The following is a 17724-nucleotide window of genomic DNA, read 5'->3' on the forward strand; positions in this document are numbered from 1 at the left end:
GCCAGTTGCTTTGTCAAATAAGTACCAGTGACCATTAATCTTTTGTTGACCATACTGCATCTGACCATTTGAATTATAGTAAACTGTCTTGTGCTGTTCCGGAATTGCTTGTAAGCCAGTCTTCATTGCACCAGTTGCTTTGTCAAATAAGTACCAGTGACCATTAATCTTTTGTTGGCCATATTGCATCTGACCATTGGAACTATAGTAGACTGTCTTATGCTGGTCGGGAATCGTCTGCATACCTGTTTGTTTAACACCATTTTTATACAAATACCAGTGACCATTTTCTTTAACTTGACCATTTTTATTAGTTTGGTTATTTGTAGCTGGCTGATTATTTTTGTTAGCCTGATTATTAGTAGTCGATTGATTATTTTTGTTAGTCTGGTTATTCGTAGCTGGCTGGTTATTCTTATTAGCCTGGTTATTTGTAGCTGGCTGGTTGTTCTTATTAGTCTGATTATTTGTAGCTGGCTGGTTGTTCTTATTAGTCTGATTATTTACAGTATTATTTGCCGGCTTGTTATGATTTGCTACTGCTTGCTGATAGTTCGTAAGAGCTTTTTGTAAGTTAGCAGCTACTGTATTAATGTAAGATTGTGAAGTTACTCCAGAATTACCATATGGCAATTCATCTACACCACCACCACCGTTAAAGCCATGGAAATCAAAATAATAATGATCCCAAACCTGAATCATATCATCAATGCCAACAAAATCGACAGCCGTTCCAGCAGCCTGTTCCAGCGCAATGAAATCTTTATAGGTATCTTCATAAAGTGTCGTTGTAGTATCCTGTATATCTTGCGCTTGCTCAAATAAATTTTGCACATTAGTTGTGTTTGGCGTTTTTAATTTTTTAGTGGCAGCTACAATTTGGTTGACTGCGGCTAAGATTTTTTCTTTTGAAAATGTAACAGGTCCTTCATAATCAGACTCACCTTCATGACCATACCCAGGATCTACTTTATGATAAGCATCTTCAGCTGAAATGTAATTATTTATATCTGCTTCAGAAGTTTGATCTTTATCAACTAGAATACTCCCAGCATCATACAACTCTGATTCTACTTTATCACTGAATAAATCATTATATGTTTTCTCCGCATTTGTAATAGTTGCCATCGAAACAGGCTCATTTATTGTAACCAAACTGTTAAATGCACTGGTAAGCTTTGAAACTGCACTATCAATATCACTTTGTGAATTATAGTCCTCGTATTCATTACTAACATTGCCAGAAACATACATTAAATTTCGAAAACTGTCATCAGAATATTTAATTACTGCACTTTCAGGTTCAACACTGGAATTAGAATATAAATATACAATATTTCCATCTTGATAAAGGCTATCTATTTTAGAATTAATTTTATCAAATTTTGAAAAATCCAGTTTTCGCTTCTTAAGATGCAGGTTATTGACAGCTTGTTGCAATTCGGCAGTCATTGCATCTGCTTCTCCTTGAGAAATACCTAATGTCCGATTTAAAACAGCCGATTTACTTAGAATTGTTATTAAATTATCAATTCCATCATAATAATCTTCTTCAGAGGTATCATTATAAGCTTGGTTATATTTAGAGTAAGCATTTTTCATGGCTTCATTCAAAGCCGTTTTATTAACTCCCTTGACCGTTACTCCTCCGTGCAAAATATAATTTACATCATTAAAATTAAACATGTCATTCGTTTCTGAATCTGTGTTAGCATCAGCATTAGTAGCTGCGCTTGAACTTGAAGCAGCAGAACTCGAAGTAGCTTGTGACTGCTCAGCCTTAGATGTTGCCGAATCAGCCGTTGATGAACTTTGGGCACTTAGCGTTACGCTTGCGGCGGTTTTTGCCGCTTTGGCATTCGTTTGTTGTTTTGTTTGCGTTGCAGCGGTTACTGCCACACTTTCGGCATCGCTGCTTGCGGCAGCTGATTTAGTGTCTGTATTTTGTTTTGTTTGAACTGCAGCAGTTTTTGCTGTACTGTTGTCACTGCTGCTTATACTTTTCGCTGTTGTTACGTTATTACTTGAACTTGAATTAACTACACTGCTGCTCGTTGCGGCACTGCTTGTTGAAGTGCTGCTGGAAACAGTACTTGAGGACTGACTAACTGTCTTGGTTGTAGCATCCGCATGAATTTCTTGAATTTGAGTCGTCAAACCTAATGTAACCACCGTTGCAAATAAAATCGAACCAACATATTTGCCAACTTTAGCTAACTTATACTTATTATCTTTCTTACAATTCTTCCCCATTTTTCCCCTTTTCCAGCGCACTATCCCTAAATTGCACCTGAAATAATAATTTCCAAACATTATTATATGGTTTACTTTTGTTTTAATCAATCAAAATTTAATCTATTTTATTACCCTTTTTATTTTTAATTCAAAACAAAAAAGACTCAAGTTACTTTAAAACAACACTTGCATCTAAATATCAATCTTTAAAAATACCCCTGAGCAGAAATTATTTCAATTTATTAAATTAATAAATAAAATAAGAAACTATATTAAATAATTACGCTGTTGCAATCAAATATGGCTAATTAATCTGTTAGCCGCTGATTCATTTTTTTCAAATCGTCATTAAAAATAAAATTTAGTTACAAAAAGAGCCCGTCAAAGTTATTATTTGTCCGGACTCCTCAATAATATTAAATTAAAAGACTCTCAATGTTTGACTGTACCGTGTTTTCGACCTACAAGCCAGATTATGAACAAAGCTAAAATTGCTTCGACTGCAATCCAAAGACCACGATTAGGTAATTGTGTCCCGCCAAGATAAACTCCGCCAACAACTGCAACAATCAACAAAATAAGCATTACAGACCATTGACCACGACTAAAGGCTTGACCATATTTATTTTCACGTCTGGTAATCAATGGCAAAATTGCTCCTAAACCAATTAGAACAATTATCGCCACAATATTAATGATCAATTCATACCACCAAGTTGTGCTAAACTCGGCCACATCTTGCGGAGCAATTCCAAAAACAGTAGCGATTGCTGTCACTGCTAAAGCCCAAAAGCCAACTAACCAAGCCAATTTATCGTTTTTAATAAAGATATAGCTTGAAGGATATTTAGCCGAATTTTTTCGCACTCGCATGAAAGCATAAAAGATCCAGCAAGTTACTCCAGGAGAAATAATTCCGTTTAAATTCAACAACCAATTAAAAATATCATTCATATCTGGCAGAAAAATTCCCAGTAACAAAATAAAACCTGATAAAACGCATGTCAGCAAGTAACCATTAACTGGCAATCCCGCTGCATTAGTTTTCCGCAAGAACTTCGGCATGTAGCGCTCCCCAGTATCAGAGATCAACATCCGTGTCATTGCATCAAGCAAAACAGCTAATAACGCTACTAAATAAAAGACTTCAGTCCAAGCGAACAAATACATGAATAAGTTGCCCACGTGATATTGCTGTCCCAGCGCTTGGAAGGCATAGTAAGAACCATTCATTTTCAAATCATTCGGCAAATGGTGAGCATTAAAGAATATTCCTAATGAAAATGATCCAAAAATCGTCAAGAAAGCCGTCATGCCAACCAACATCAGCATAGATTTAGGAAACTCGGTTTGTGGGCGTTTCATCTTGGTAACAAATGGAGCAATCAGCTCGCAACCATTAACAGCATAGATCAGCAGCCCAACCGTTGTCAGATACTTTAAATCAAACTTAGGCACGATCGCACCTAAATTCATGGGTTGAGTTGCAATGTGACCGCCAAGTGCCAGCGAAGAAATAGACATAATTACAAACAAAACGGTCATACCAAACATTGCAATTCCACCAACCATGCTTAACAGCTCAAGCGAACGTTTAAAACGTGATTGGACCAAAATGAAAACAACAAATGTTAGCAATGTCCATAAAGCAAATTGACTATTAGAAATCGTATCTTGAAACTTACTATTGCCGGTAACAGCCCAACCGATCCCGACAACTACTGAATTAGCAGTATCAACCACATAGGGAATCGATGCCGCCCAATATGTCCAAGCCGTAAAATATCCCAGAAATTCTCCATTGGTTCCGCGAATCCAAGAACTTAATCCGCCACCTTCATGATTAAAAATCGAGCCTAATTGTCCTACCATTAATGAATAAGGAATTACATACAAAAAGAGCATCAAGACCCAAGAAGTAATAACACCCATTCCTTGATTTTTAAAATTATAAATTAAGTCATCAAAACCAATGACTGTTACAAAACACATTAATGCCAATACCGGCCAGCTAATATAATGTTTTGCCTTATCTGTTGAAAAATTTTCCACTTTTTCCACCTCAAGCTTTATTTTTAATTGCGGTAAATCAAATTCCTTCCAGGCGGCTTTTCAACTTTTTTATTGTTCAAACTAAATTGATATGAAACAGTTGGTTGTTTTTGATATCCATAATCAAACCTCATAACTGAGTAACAATTGTTGACTGGCTTTATGGAATGTTTTTTCAACCATACCGAAAAAAACGTTCTTAACTTTTTCAAATTAAGAGCGCACCGAATTGTTATCTGTTTCAAATTACCTAATTGGCCCACTTTTACCTCCAGCAATCAATCGTAGTAACTGCCTCTTTATAAAATCTTAAGTTATTCTTCACACAAAATTAACAATTACCGTTTAAAATAACGAAGTGTAACCTGATATTAAACAATTTTCATTTACTCCCCCTATGGTAAATGAATCTCTCCGGACTTTTAAAAGTTCGGAGTTTTTTTGCCTTAAATCAGTTCAGCTTATTATTCTTTAAGCTTAGCGGAATTTGAGTGTTGCCAATAACTTAAATTAGCAAAAGCACTCAGGAAGATAATATTAAATGATAATTCCAATAAATGCTGGTCGATCACTGAACTTAAAATTACTAATAGCAACGCTACCGTAAATGAATATAATTGCAATTGATCATAACGTTTTAATAAATACCAGATAAAGTACATTAAAACTATAAAGCAAAATACTCCCAACATCATTAAGACCCGAATAAACGAAACATCAATAAAGAAGTAATCAAATGCTCCATGATGAATTCCACCATTACCAACTTGCGGCACAACCTGACCAAATAAAGTTACATTAAAGCGTTTAAAAGCTTCATGCCCATATGTCAATCGACCAGATAACAATTTGTTTGCTATCCGTAGAATTGGATTAGTAGGGGAATAGAGATAGGCCAGGACAACATTCAGCATAATAAAAATAAATATCAAACCAGTCAATATTCGTCGATTAAAAAAGGCCAAAAAACGAAATACTTGCTTTTTAGCAGCTATTAAAATAATTAATAACAACATTAAAATAAAGTCAATTCGTGTATCCGTCAAAAAATACATCGTAAATGTTAAAGCCACAGCCCCAATGTATTCTGGTAAATTAAACTTAAAATTGCGATATAAAGCAAAAGTTACCAACAAATAAAATGTTCGAGCAGCAAAATCTGTTGGATAAATCATCCCCAAAGCTAAACGAACAGTCGCTTCATCACGACGGCCAATAGTTATACTAGTTATCCAACCCGCTGCGGCTGCAATTAATGTAATGATAATCATGCATACTTCCAAGTACAAAAATAGCTTTAAAATCTTTTTAAAAGATACATTTTTGGCACCGATCACAAACACAAAATAGTAAAAAAAGCTTGGATCCATAGATCGCTGATAAACTCCCCAAAAAAGCAATCCAAATAAAAGAATAATCAAAGCTTTTTCCCAATTCCAATGATCGACCACAAAAATTTTTATAGCTACAACTGCACTGGCTAATTCAGCAATATTGGCTAATAGCGACTTAGAAACGTAAACACTAAACATTGTTCCACCAATAAAATTACTAATCAGGTATGCAGCCAAAGCTACCAAATAAACTACTTCCGCAATCTGCGGCCAATTGTAATTAGTTCTTAGCTTTTCTGCAAACTTATTTTTTTTTAAAAGTTTCTCCATTCGATAATTCCACCTTAATCAGAAAATCTGTTCACGTCAGTGCTTAGTCCAATTCCTTTTCCACCGTTACTAAAGCTGCACCAATTACCTGATCCATGTTGTAATAACGATATTGTCCTAGACGGCCGCCGAAGATCACATTACCAGCCTTAGTATCGGCCAATTCTTTATATTTTTTATACAGTGCATTGTTGGCTGAATTATTAACTGGATAATATGGTTCATCGCCACGATGCCAAGTCTTAGGATATTCCCGGGTAATAATCGTTTTATGTTTGTCACCCTTGCCAAACTCAAAATGCTTATGTTCGATGATCCGGGTAAATGGTGTCTTGGCATCCGTATAATTAACCACTGCATTTCCCTGGAAATTATCTTGATCAAGCTCTTCAGTTTCAAATTGCAAACTGCGATACTCCAATTCCCCATAGCAGTAATCAAAGTACTGATCGATCATTCCGGTAAAGACTACTTTATCATAATTTTTCAGATATTCTTCCTGATGTTCAAAGAAATCAGTCTCAGTTTCAACTGTAATGGCGTCATTTGCCAACATCTTTTCAACGATCTGCGTATACCCGCCGATCGGAATCCCCTGATATGGGTCATTAAAGTAGTTGTTATCATAGGTTAAGCGAACTGGCAGCCGCCGAATAATAAATGCTGGCAATTCTTTAGCCGAACGCCCCCACTGCTTTTCGGTATAACCTTTGATGAGTTTTTGATAAATATCTGTCCCCACCAGCGAAATTGCTTGTTCTTCCAAGTTTTCCGGTTTTTTTCCATGCAAAACTGCCCGCTGTTCATCAATTTTAGCTAAAGCCTGTTCAGGAGTCACCACTCCCCAAAGTTTGTTGAATGTATTCATATTAAATGGTAAATTATAGATCTCACCATGATAGTTAGCAATTGGCGTATTTGTATACCGGTTAAAATCCGCAAACTGATGAACATAATCCCAAATCTTTTTATTGGTAGTATGAAAAATATGCGCTCCATACTGATGAACCTGAATTCCAGCTACTTCTTTAGTATAAATATTACCAGCAATATGATTTCTTTTTTCGATCACCTTGACTTGATGACCACGTTTAGCTGCTTCATAGGCAAAAGTCGCTCCGAATAAGCCAGCTCCTACTACTAAATAATTTGTCATTTTTTCACCTCATAAATAATCTATCGTTTAAATTCCTTTTCCACCTAACACAAAAAATAAATCTGATAAGATACGCCGACTTGTCGTACCTTGGTGTGGCAAATCTTTCTTTATAAATCGCTGCCGTTCCAGCTTAGAGCCGTTCAATGCTTGATATACAGCTTTTAATGGCTGCTTTTGCTGAGCACTGGCTTCAGCAAAAAACAATTTGTATAATTGATTAATTTGTCTTACCGGAAGCGATTTAGTCGGCCAGCTTTTATCAGACCATTTACGCTTAAGACTTGCTATTTTCTTATTCAACTTACTAGATTTTAAAACCGCAAAAAAATCTTGACCACCGTATTGATTATTACCATGTTGGCGATATTTAATCAATGGTTCTTCAACAAAGGCAATCTTGCCCAGAAGTGCTGCTACTAAGGCTACCCAATGATCATGAAGAAAAACATCTTTTAGATCTGCGCGACAAGCATATTTTTTGAGGTTATTATCAACCATTACGGTACAACCTGTTACATTATTAAAGAAAACGATCGAAATTAAATCATGTGGTCGTTTTTCAAATGACGGTTTATGCAACAAATTTAATTGTTGATCCACGATTAGTTTGTTCGTATGTACTAAAAGAGGGACTCCAGAATCATTTTGCTTTCTTAATTCTAGCATAGCAGCCAAGGTAGTTGCTATTTTTGTTGGCAACCAAACATCATCTTGATCGCAAAACATATAAAAATCGGCCTGAACATTTCTAAAAAGCTCAAAAAAAGAACCAACTACTCCCAGATTCTTTCCTGCTGCACCTTGATACAAGTGAATCCGCCTATCGTTTTCTTGATATTGCTTAATAATTTTCAAAGTTGCATCAGTTGATCCATCATCACGAATATATAAATCCCAATTTTCATACGTCTGCTGTTGAAGCGAATCAAGTTGCATTGGCAAATATTCTTGTCCATTATAAGTTGACATTAAGATTGCAATCTTCATTTTTTCCCCCTTAGTTTGCCACTATATAGATCAGCTAATTCTTCGGTTGTTTTCTCTAAGGTAAAGCCTTTCTTCCTTAGGTAATCAATTGCACGCAAACTTTCAAGTTGCTTGTTTTGTTTTATTTTACTTAGTTTTTCCATTTCAGCTGCCCAAACTTGAGTCGCCGAAACTGGAGTTATTTTTAGTGGGTGCACATTCTCCATTTCAAATAATTCTGGAGATTGATTTTTGGAAACAATAGCTTGGGTACCGTTGGCTAAATTTTCAAGCAATGACAGTGAGAGACCTTCGTATAAAGATGGGAATGCAAAGATGTCAAACGCATTTTGTAACACCGCTACATCATTAGTATATCCAGTAAAAATAACATTATTGTTTAAATGATATGCTGCCACTTTTTCTTTTATTTCTTCAAATTTCTCACCATTCCCAATCAAAACTAAAAAAGAGTCTGGATACTGCTTATGAAATTGCTGATAGGCAGCCAACAAAAATTGATGATTTTTTTGTCTTGAAAAACGTCCACAATGCCCAATTATAATTGAACTCTCAGGAATAGCATGTTTTTCTCTGAAATTTTGTGCGGCTGAGCTTATGTACTGATAATTTTCTAACAGAATTCCATTATATATAAATCTAAAATTAGGTTGTGTTTGGATTTTTTTTGAATAGAAAAAATCGGCAGCATACTGTGAACATGCAATAAAATCGGTGCCTTCATGGGCAGCTACCTTCATTCCCAGCCGGTGCGCCAATGATTTTAGTTTACCATATTGACCTCTTTGATCCGAATGAGCATGAATAATAATCCTTTTATAGCCGACCCTTTTGGCCAAAATAATCGGCAAGAAATTATGCAGTGAATCTAAATGCAGGTGAATAGTTTTACTATATTTTAAATTTGATTTTAACGCTTGTTTTAACTCGCTAAAATGCTGTAACGGTCCACGCTTTAATTGAGTGATTTCTGTATAATTTCCTATTTTTTCTAATTCACGTGCCGGTTTAGCATTGGCAATATTAATAAAGCGAAAATTCCAACCAGCAGCCGCTAATTGCCGATAATTTCTTTTTACAAAAGTTGTAATTCCATTATTCGAGTTAAAGCTTCCTAAAACTATTATTGTTTGGTTATTCATTTTTCAGACCTCATTGAACGTTAGTAACTCCTATTCATTAATCAGCTGTTTGTTGCATTAAATTATGAATTGCCTTTTTTACAAATGAACCATTTCTCAATAATTTACTAATTTCCAACGAATTTTGCTTGAATGTCTCATACTGCTGGTGATCAATCTTTGTCAACAATTGTTCAAGATCATTTAAATCATCAACTGCTATCCCGACCTGATTATCCTCAATAAATTTTGCTGCTGCTGCTTTTTTCCACACAATGACGGGAATTCCGCTACTTAAATACAATGACGTTTTATGCGGCATGTTATACTGCATGTATTCACCAAAATCACCATCACACTTGGTTAATAAATCACCATTCCAAACTAATCCAAAACTAGTTTTTAGATATTTAGGCAGTTGGTCTGCTGGATAAAGTCCCTGATAATTTACATTTGCTGGATATTCATCTGCTTGGTTAGGTCCAAAAACATCAAGTCGGCCTTGTTTTAATTTTAATTTTTGTAAGAAACCAGCACTTTTCAGATTACCTGCAAAACAAACCGAATAATCATATGAAGGTTGATTTTGTTCCGGAATCGGATTAAGGTAATCAAAAATCCCCAGTTCTTCCATTGGAACAGTTACTCCTTGTTCCGTCAACCACCGATGCATTGCTTCATTATGAACTATCATCCCATCGGTACTATTGAAAATAGCCAGCTCTTTTTTTTGATAATTCTGGTTTCCTTTGTAAGCTCGTAAACTTTCAATATCATGAATAATAAAATAAATTTTAGCATGCGTATATTTTCTAATAGCATGAATAAAACGTTGCGTTAAAAAAATTGAATAAATTGGATACTGAAAAACCAAATTATCAATTTCTTTGCCCTTAAAGACCTTATTCAAACCAACCAAAGCATACAATAGTTTTTTAAATTTATTCCGAGAAAGTTCCAAATTCAACGGTTGGAACCCTTCAGCAACTAAAATTTTTTCAATATCATTTTTGGCCTTAGGTCCGGCATCTTTATTGTTTTTATTAACAATTGAAGACATAATAACATTTTTCATTAGTTTCTCCTATAATCACAACATTAAGACTGCTTCATACCAACATTATGCTTGTCACGATCGTTTTCTTTTGGTGGCTGCATATAGTTACCATAGAGTTGTTTTAAGTACTCATCATAAAAAACAGTTCCCATAAATTGAGTATCTTCAAATGAATAGCTTTTTAATTGATCATAAATCTTCCGTGGAAACATTTCATTTAATTTATAGGCCCCCATAAAGTTGACCGCAAATGGACAGTTACTATAGCTATACTTACGCAGATCTCGATCTAAAACCTGCATCATTTTTTGTTCCTTAAGAAATTTATCTGAGCGAACCAAAAGACCAATTTTAATTATCAATTTTTCAAGAGAAGTTCGATACGGATTATTAAGAGCAACTCCATTAGATAATTGTGACAACTTCAACAACGCGCGATCCATCATCAACCTTGTTCCATGCAGTTTGCGTAAAACTTTATTGGCCGGCATCCCATCTAAAGGAAATATATCGATCCATGGATAAATCGTTTCTTTGCTGGCAACATTATTGTTAACCAATTCAATACTTTGATCAATAACCTTCGCCGGATAATCATGATTATTATTAAATCGAAAATCCAGTAACTTAAGGTTATCATCATTTAATTCCAGTACTATCTGACAAAATTTATCATAGTCATTGCGGGACATCCCAAAATCAATATCATCATCCCACGGAATGAACCCATGGTGACGAATCGCACCCAGCATTGTTCCGCCAAGCATAATATATTTAATTTGATTTTCTTCACATATCGAAATAATTTTTTTTGCTAGATTTAACTCAATTTGCTGCAATTTTCTTATATTTTTTTGATCATGCATAGATTACACCCTAATCTTCCAATCAAGAACTTAATTTTTACGTAACCTTCCCTATAACAATACACTAAGTTGCATTTTTAAGTAACTTCAACATAAATGGCGAAAGCAATCAACTTGCCTTCGCCACCTTACTCTTAGCTGTACAACTACACAACTTGTCTTCACTTTAAGTCAACTAAAACTTGCCGTTTGTTTTTAAGAATTAAAGGGTAAAGGATATAATTTAATAATATCAAATATTTAGTCACTAACACCCTTAATTTTACGATAAATAAAACTAGCGATCTTTTTTACCCAATGCTGATTACCCATAAACATTACCGGAACTTCAACATATTTAATCTGGTTTTTTTCCACCCAGACATCCAGCAATATCTCACCAACAAAACCATAGATTCGTTTTTCATAATCAGTATACTCAGTAATATCAACTCGTTTTTCAATTTCAGGTAAAATCTGAAATAGCCACTCTGTGTAACTATCGAACAAATCAGCCCGCGCAATCAACATATTAAACATATGAACTGCCTTGCGCTGCACCATCTTATCAAAAGCTGGCAAGTATTCAGGACACTTCTCAGCAATTACCTGACGAGCTACCTTTAAACCCTCAATATGATGTACATGCTCATAATGTGACCATGACGTTTCAATATAATAATTCCTTTTACGCGGCAAAATCAGCGGTGCTTGATCTAACAGTTTTTCAAGTGTCGCTGAAGTCATAATATCAGCAAATTTACCTTCATATGATTTAAAAAAGTTGCGTCTGCCGTTAGAAAAATAACGCCGATAATGTACTAAACCTTTAACATCAGCAGTTCTATTCTTCCATGCCCAATACTGAGCTGTCAATTCACAATAATTGGGATTTTTGGCAGCAATATTATCTCCAGTATTATCACGGACAAATCCCGGAAAATTCTCAGATGCCGGTCCTACCTGCAATGGCACATACATCTGGTCCTGCGGTGTTTTGACTAATTTATGGCTAACAATATAAACCTCAGCTTTCAAGGTCAAACCCACTTTCCTTTATCTAATAAGCACCTTCACCTTTAAAGATACTCATAATGTTTTTTAACAAGATCTTTGTGTCAAATAAGAACGATGCATGATCAACATAATATAATTCATAATCGCACCGTTCCGGGTAATTAATATTGCTCCGACCCGAAGCCTGCCAATATCCCATTGCTCCCGGAGTCACCGACAAAAACTTATCGACTTGATCACCATACTCCTGCAATTCTTCTTCAATAATCGGTCGTGGACCAATTAAAGTCATTTCACCCTTTAAAATATTAATGAACTGAGGTAACTCATCGATTGATGTTTTACGCAAAAATTTGCCTAACCTGGTAATTCGTGGGTCGATTTCCGGTGGTAATTTGTAGCTGTTTTCAACATATTTCTGATACAATTCTGGATTTTGACGAAGTTTTTCTTCTGCGCCAATCACCATTGATCTGAATTTATAAATTAAAAATTTTCGTCTATTTTTGCCGACACGTTCCTGTTTGTAAAAGAGTGGACCCCGGTTCTCTCCAAATCTATAAATCAACAGTAATACCAAAAACAATGGAATCATGCAAGTAAGAGCAAGCAGTGCAATAACAATATCAATCGCTCTTTTAACAAATAAATAGACCATTTTGCCTGCAGTCCTGTCTCCTTGATTCATTTTTTTCTCCTGTAAAAAGAACTCTTGAAAAGATTACCACCCTTTAAAATTAATTATGATGGCCGTACATAAGGTGTATTATAATACCATTCTTTTTATTTAGCAATTATCGCTCAGATTGGCACAATTATTTAACCAATTTTGTCTTCTCATTTCAAATAAAAACGAACCTCATCAACAGATCAGCTTCGTTTCTTTCAAATCTTATTTATACTATTTAAATTGATTATCGTATAACTACACCTTGACGTTCTACTTTCAACTGCAGCAATTCACCTGACAAACCACTAGCTGCTACTAAATCTGCAAACCGCTGACAAGATTTTAAATCAATCACCGTCATAGTTGTCGGTCCGGCACCACTTAAATAGGTAGCGATCGCTCCAGCCTGATGTCCTAATGTCCTTAATTTTGCCAAATGCGGAACTAAATGAGCTCGGTACTGTTCATGAAATTGATCTTGTTCCATCAATTGACCAGCTTGTTTAAGATCGCCAGCAAATAATGCAGCTACTAAAGTATTGCCAATGCTGCTGGCTTTGACAGCTGTACTAAAATTCAATTTTGCCGGCAGTACCGACCGACTGGCGGTTGTCAACAGCTCTGTTGGTGGCACAAAAGCCATTAACGCCATTTCAGGAAAATGCCCTTTGATACTAAAAACTTGTTGATCAGCAGTGTAGGTTGAAACTGTTAAATCCCCCAAAATTGCTGGGGCCACATTATCTGGATGACCTTCAATTTTAGTCGCTAATTGTAATTTTTCCAGCTGGCTTAAATTCAACTCAGCCAAATGATCAGCCAACTCGATCCCAGCAATAATTGCCGATGAACTGCTGCCTAAACCACGTGCTAATGGAATTTCTGAATCAACGATCAAGTGATGTGGTTGAATTGCCGGAGCTATTTGCAAAGCTGTCTTAACAATCAAATTGCGTTCATCAGTTGGCACATCTTTTCCTAATTGGTGTTCAACCTGCCAAGAAGCTGTAGATGCTTCCACCTTAACTTTCAAATATCTGGAAACTGCAATCCCGATCGAATCAAAGCCGGGGCCAAGATTTGCACTGGTAGCCGGTACAATTATTTCAAAACTCATATTTACCCACCTTTATTCCGGCAAAACTTTGTAAGCCGCAATAACTTCAACATCCTTTAAGGTGCTAAAAGCCGCTACAACTTGATTACGTTGTGCTTCTGACATCTGATGCGTTGTCATCACGATTCGCGCGTGTTCATTATCCAATTCGCTTTGAATAATCAAATGAAAACTTGCTTGTGCTTCACTCATCGCTTGTGTAATTTTCAGCATTTGGCCTGGCTGATCCTTAACCTTTAATGAAAAATAGTATGAGTAGCAAACATCTGCCGGGCGTGCTTGTTTCAAATCACGCTGAAAATCATTAAAACGGCTGCCGGTAGTTTCCAAAACGATATCTTTCGCGACCGCAATAATATCGCTTAAAACACTATTAGCTGTTGGTAATTCTCCTGCTCCAGGGCCATAAAACATAGTTTCGCCCACTGCGGCACCGGTAACTAAAACAGCATTATTCTCATTTTGCACTGCTGCCAAAGGTTGATCCTTAGGCACCAATACTGGTCCAACTGAAACATCGACCCGATCATCGATCAATTTAGCAATCCCTAATAATTTGATATTATAACCTAGTTCTTTAGCTTGCTGAATATCAGCTAATTTAACATCACTGATCCCGCTAATTTTTAATTGCTTCATTGAAATGTTCATTCCAAAAGCAAATTGTGTCAAGATCACCATTTTATATGCCGCATCGATTCCCTCGACATCATTCGTTGGGTCTGGTTCAGCAAAACCTAGATCCTGTGCTGCTTTCAACGCAGCAGAAAATGACACCTGTTGCTGACTCATCTGCGTTAAAATATAATTAGTTGTTCCGTTGACGATCCCTTTAACTTCAACAATTCGATCCGCGGCAAAGGAGTTGACAATTGTCCGTAAGATTGGGATACCCCCAGCTACACTGGCTTCATAAAACAAATCACAGCCATTAGCTCGCGCAAGTTCAGCTAACTCCGCGCCATAGGTAGCAATCAAATCTTTATTAGCCGTGATAATATGTTTACCGGCTTGCAACAGCTGCTCAACATAGTTTTTAGCTGTTTCAACCGTCCCCATTACCTCAACGACGATCTTAATTTCTGGATCATTTAAAATTTTTGTAAATTGATCAGTTAATTCGATTCCTGTTAAATCAACGTTCCGCTGTTTATTCAAATTGTGAACAACAATTGTTTTTATTTCCAATTGACAGCCGGTAATACTGGAAATTTTTGCTTGATGGTCCCGTAATAAGCGGACAACCCCACTACCGACCGTCCCTAATCCAAGAACTCCAATTTTTATGCCCCGCATAGTTTCCTCCAAGTGTAAATTATAAATTATTTTTAATTGTTATTATTCTATCATATCTTTATTATTTTTTTACACTCAATCTAAAATTTAATTAACTTTTACTAAACTGTTTTTTTCGAATCATAAGTGATAATTGGTTTTAACATTAATTTATGGTATTCTTCCTAATAAGATGAAAATTAAAAAATAATAAGGAGATATTATTTGCTATGGAAATCCGTTACCAAAGTACACGTGATCTCAATGCGAAAAAAGTTACTGCTTCTCAGGCAATTTTACAAGGATTAAGTCCTGATGGCGGTTTGTATGTACCAACTGAAATTCCTGCTATTAAGACACCTTTAACTGAACTGGCTAAACTGTCTTACCAAGAATTAGCATTCAAAATTTTAAAACCTTATTTGCCTGATTTTTCTGACCAAGAATTACAAACTTGTTTAACTGCGGCTTACGGAAGCAACTTTGACACTTCGACTATTGCTCCTTTAACTGAACATGCCAATGCTTTTTATTTGGAATTATTCCATGGCCCAACCATTGCCTTTAAAGACCTTGCCTTGCAACTGTTGCCACATCTAATGACGGTTGCTGCCCGCAAAAACAAATTAAAAGCAGAAATTGTAATTTTAACTGCGACTTCAGGAGATACCGGTAAAGCTGCTATGGAAGGTTTCGCTGATGTTCCGCAAACAAAAATCATTGTTTTTTATCCTAAAGACGGCGTTAGTCCGATTCAAGAAAAACAAATGCTGACTCAAAAGGGGCAAAATACTTCTGTCTTTGGAATTGCCGGCAATTTTGATCAAGCACAAACCAATGTTAAAAACATTTTCAATGATCAAGAATTTAAAGATTATCTGGCACAGCATAACTATCGTTTTTCATCAGCTAATTCTATCAATATCGGCCGTTTACTGCCGCAAATAGTTTATTATTTTTATGCTTATGGTCAATTATTGAATGCTGGCAAAATAACAGCTGGTCAAGCTATTAATTTTAGTGTTCCAACTGGTAATTTTGGTGATATTTTAGCTGGTTACTATGCAAAGAAAATGGGATTACCGATTAAAAAGTTGATCTGTGCTTCAAATAAAAATCATGTATTAACTGACTTTTTCAACAGTGGCACTTATGACAAGCAAAGACCATTTTATGTGACTTCATCACCTTCAATGGATATTCTGGTTTCCAGCAATTTGGAACGCTTGTTATATTATTTGAGTGATCGAAATCCGCAAACGACCCGTTCATTAATGGAACAGTTACAGCATACGGGCAATTATCAAATATCTGCTGCAATGAAAACAAAATTGACTGACTTTGCCGCTGGATTTGCGGACGAAAATCAAACAGCTGCTGAAATTAAACGTGTTTTTGCAGTTGATGGCACAACTTTAGATCCACACACTGCTGTCGCTTCTTATGTAGCACAGGAATGGCTGCACGATACGCCAACAGTAATCATTGCCACTGCCAGTCCTTACAAGTTCCCACAGGCCGTTTGGTCAGCGCTGACCACTATTCCTTTAGCTGATGGACAACAAGCCTTGGCAGAACTGCAAAAATTAATCAAGTTGCCTTATCCGCCAGCGATTAAACAGTTGCTGACAGCCACTGTTAAAGATAGACAGTCTATCGCACCAACAAAAATGAAGTCAGCAATTGTTGACGTCCTATTCGATCATTAATTTAGAAGCAAATTTTTTAAGTCGGAGAAGTGCTATTATTAATCGTTTATGTTATATTATATTACATAGAAATGCTTGGAGGGACTCTTAATGGACGAAATTGATTTAAAAATTGTTTCTACTTTGCAAAAAGACGCTCGAATCTCATTAAAAAAACTGGCTGATATTTGTTTCATTTCTGCTCCAGCAGTTTCAACCCGCTTGACTCACTTAGAAGAACGGGGAATTATCACTAACTATCAAACACAAATTGATTATAAAGTTTTAGGTTATCCAATCAAAGCTTATGTCAGCTTGCGACTATCACCCAAAGACAAAGATGCTTTCTATCCTTATATCAAATCAGTTGGTAATGTTATTTCTTGTGATTGTGTAACCGGCAGTTATTCTCAAATTATCACTTGCTATTTTAAAACTACGAAAGCATTAGATAATTTCATTAATGATATTCAACGCTTTGGTGAAACTAAGACACAAATCGTCTTTTCAACAAGCGTTAATACCCGGCCATTAGAGTTAAATCCAACTGAGAATTCATTTTAAATTTATTAATATCCTAAAAAAAGACTTACGATCAAAAACAACGTTTGCTGTTTTGATCGTAAGTCTTTTTGATGTTGGGGTTTGTAATTAATCAAGTAGCATTATGAGCACAATCATTATTTACGTGCAAACAATGCATACTGATTCTGATTAGCCGGTATTAAAAATGGCGGATGATTCAGTTCAGTATAAAATTAGCACTTTACAAGTTGATAATATACTGTCAATGGTAGTGTAATACCCAAAAATTCTAGCAAAAATAAAACTACTTTT

At 35.8% G+C, this 17724-nt stretch carries 14 protein-coding genes; 2 read left to right on the plus strand and 12 right to left on the minus strand.

Going from position 1 to position 17724, the window contains the following annotated elements; all coding sequences use genetic code 11:
• From FC89_RS08275 to FC89_RS08335, 12 genes are all read right to left on the minus strand, one after another.
• Positions 1–2253 (minus strand): N-acetylmuramoyl-L-alanine amidase family protein (locus tag FC89_RS08275; protein WP_420865002.1); only part of this gene is annotated, 2253 nt, incomplete at its 3' end.
• Positions 2254–2667: 414 nt separating this feature from the next.
• Positions 2668–4227, minus strand: a complete 1560-nt coding sequence (locus FC89_RS08280) for an APC family permease (RefSeq protein ID WP_057872253.1) — start codon at positions 4225–4227, stop codon at positions 2668–2670.
• Positions 4228–4751: 524 nt separating this feature from the next.
• Positions 4752–5951, minus strand: coding sequence for a hypothetical protein (locus FC89_RS08290; RefSeq protein ID WP_057872090.1), 1200 nt, complete (start codon positions 5949–5951; stop codon positions 4752–4754).
• 43 nt (positions 5952–5994) lie between these two features.
• On the minus strand, positions 5995–7107 hold the full coding sequence (gene glf / locus FC89_RS08295; protein ID WP_057872091.1) for a UDP-galactopyranose mutase: 1113 nt from the start codon (positions 7105–7107) through the stop codon (positions 5995–5997).
• 27 nt (positions 7108–7134) lie between these two features.
• Positions 7135–8097 carry a glycosyltransferase family 2 protein gene (locus tag FC89_RS08300; protein ID WP_057872092.1) on the minus strand — a complete coding sequence of 321 codons (963 nt, stop codon included), beginning with the start codon at positions 8095–8097 and terminating at the stop codon, positions 7135–7137.
• Positions 8094–9239, minus strand: coding sequence for a glycosyltransferase (locus FC89_RS08305; RefSeq protein ID WP_057872093.1), 1146 nt, complete (start codon positions 9237–9239; stop codon positions 8094–8096). The genes FC89_RS08300 and FC89_RS08305 overlap by 4 nt, the downstream gene beginning before the upstream one ends.
• Before the next feature lie 37 nt (positions 9240–9276).
• Positions 9277–10293, minus strand: coding sequence for a glycosyltransferase (locus FC89_RS08310; protein WP_057872094.1), 1017 nt, complete (start codon positions 10291–10293; stop codon positions 9277–9279).
• A gap of 23 nt (positions 10294–10316) precedes the next feature.
• Positions 10317–11141 (minus strand): LicD family protein, encoded by an 825-nt coding sequence (locus FC89_RS08315; RefSeq protein WP_057872095.1) that lies wholly within the window; start codon positions 11139–11141, stop codon positions 10317–10319.
• 240 nt (positions 11142–11381) lie between these two features.
• Entirely contained in the window at positions 11382–12158 is a 777-nt protein-coding gene (locus FC89_RS08320) for a DUF4422 domain-containing protein (RefSeq protein ID WP_083485451.1), read from the minus strand.
• A gap of 22 nt (positions 12159–12180) precedes the next feature.
• Complete coding sequence (locus FC89_RS08325; protein ID WP_057872096.1) at positions 12181–12825, minus strand: sugar transferase; 645 nt, start codon at positions 12823–12825, stop codon at positions 12181–12183.
• A gap of 226 nt (positions 12826–13051) precedes the next feature.
• The gene (gene thrB, locus FC89_RS08330; RefSeq protein ID WP_057872097.1) at positions 13052–13924 is read right to left on the minus strand and encodes a homoserine kinase; all 873 of its coding nucleotides are present in this window, start codon (positions 13922–13924) and stop codon (positions 13052–13054) included.
• Between the two features lie 12 nt (positions 13925–13936).
• The gene (locus FC89_RS08335; RefSeq protein ID WP_057872098.1) at positions 13937–15220 is read right to left on the minus strand and encodes a homoserine dehydrogenase; all 1284 of its coding nucleotides are present in this window, start codon (positions 15218–15220) and stop codon (positions 13937–13939) included.
• A 209-nt stretch (positions 15221–15429) separates the two neighbouring features.
• Here FC89_RS08335 and thrC point away from each other — a divergent pair, with 209 nt between their 5' ends.
• On the plus strand, positions 15430–16908 hold the full coding sequence (thrC, locus tag FC89_RS08340; RefSeq protein ID WP_057872099.1) for a threonine synthase: 1479 nt from the start codon (positions 15430–15432) through the stop codon (positions 16906–16908).
• A 90-nt stretch (positions 16909–16998) separates the two neighbouring features.
• Positions 16999–17451 (plus strand): Lrp/AsnC family transcriptional regulator, encoded by a 453-nt coding sequence (locus FC89_RS08345; protein WP_057872100.1) that lies wholly within the window; start codon positions 16999–17001, stop codon positions 17449–17451.
• Positions 17452–17724 lie beyond the last annotated feature (273 nt).

It is taken from the genome of Liquorilactobacillus ghanensis DSM 18630 (genome assembly GCF_001435235.1).
Lineage (GTDB): Bacteria > Bacillota > Bacilli > Lactobacillales > Lactobacillaceae > Liquorilactobacillus > Liquorilactobacillus ghanensis.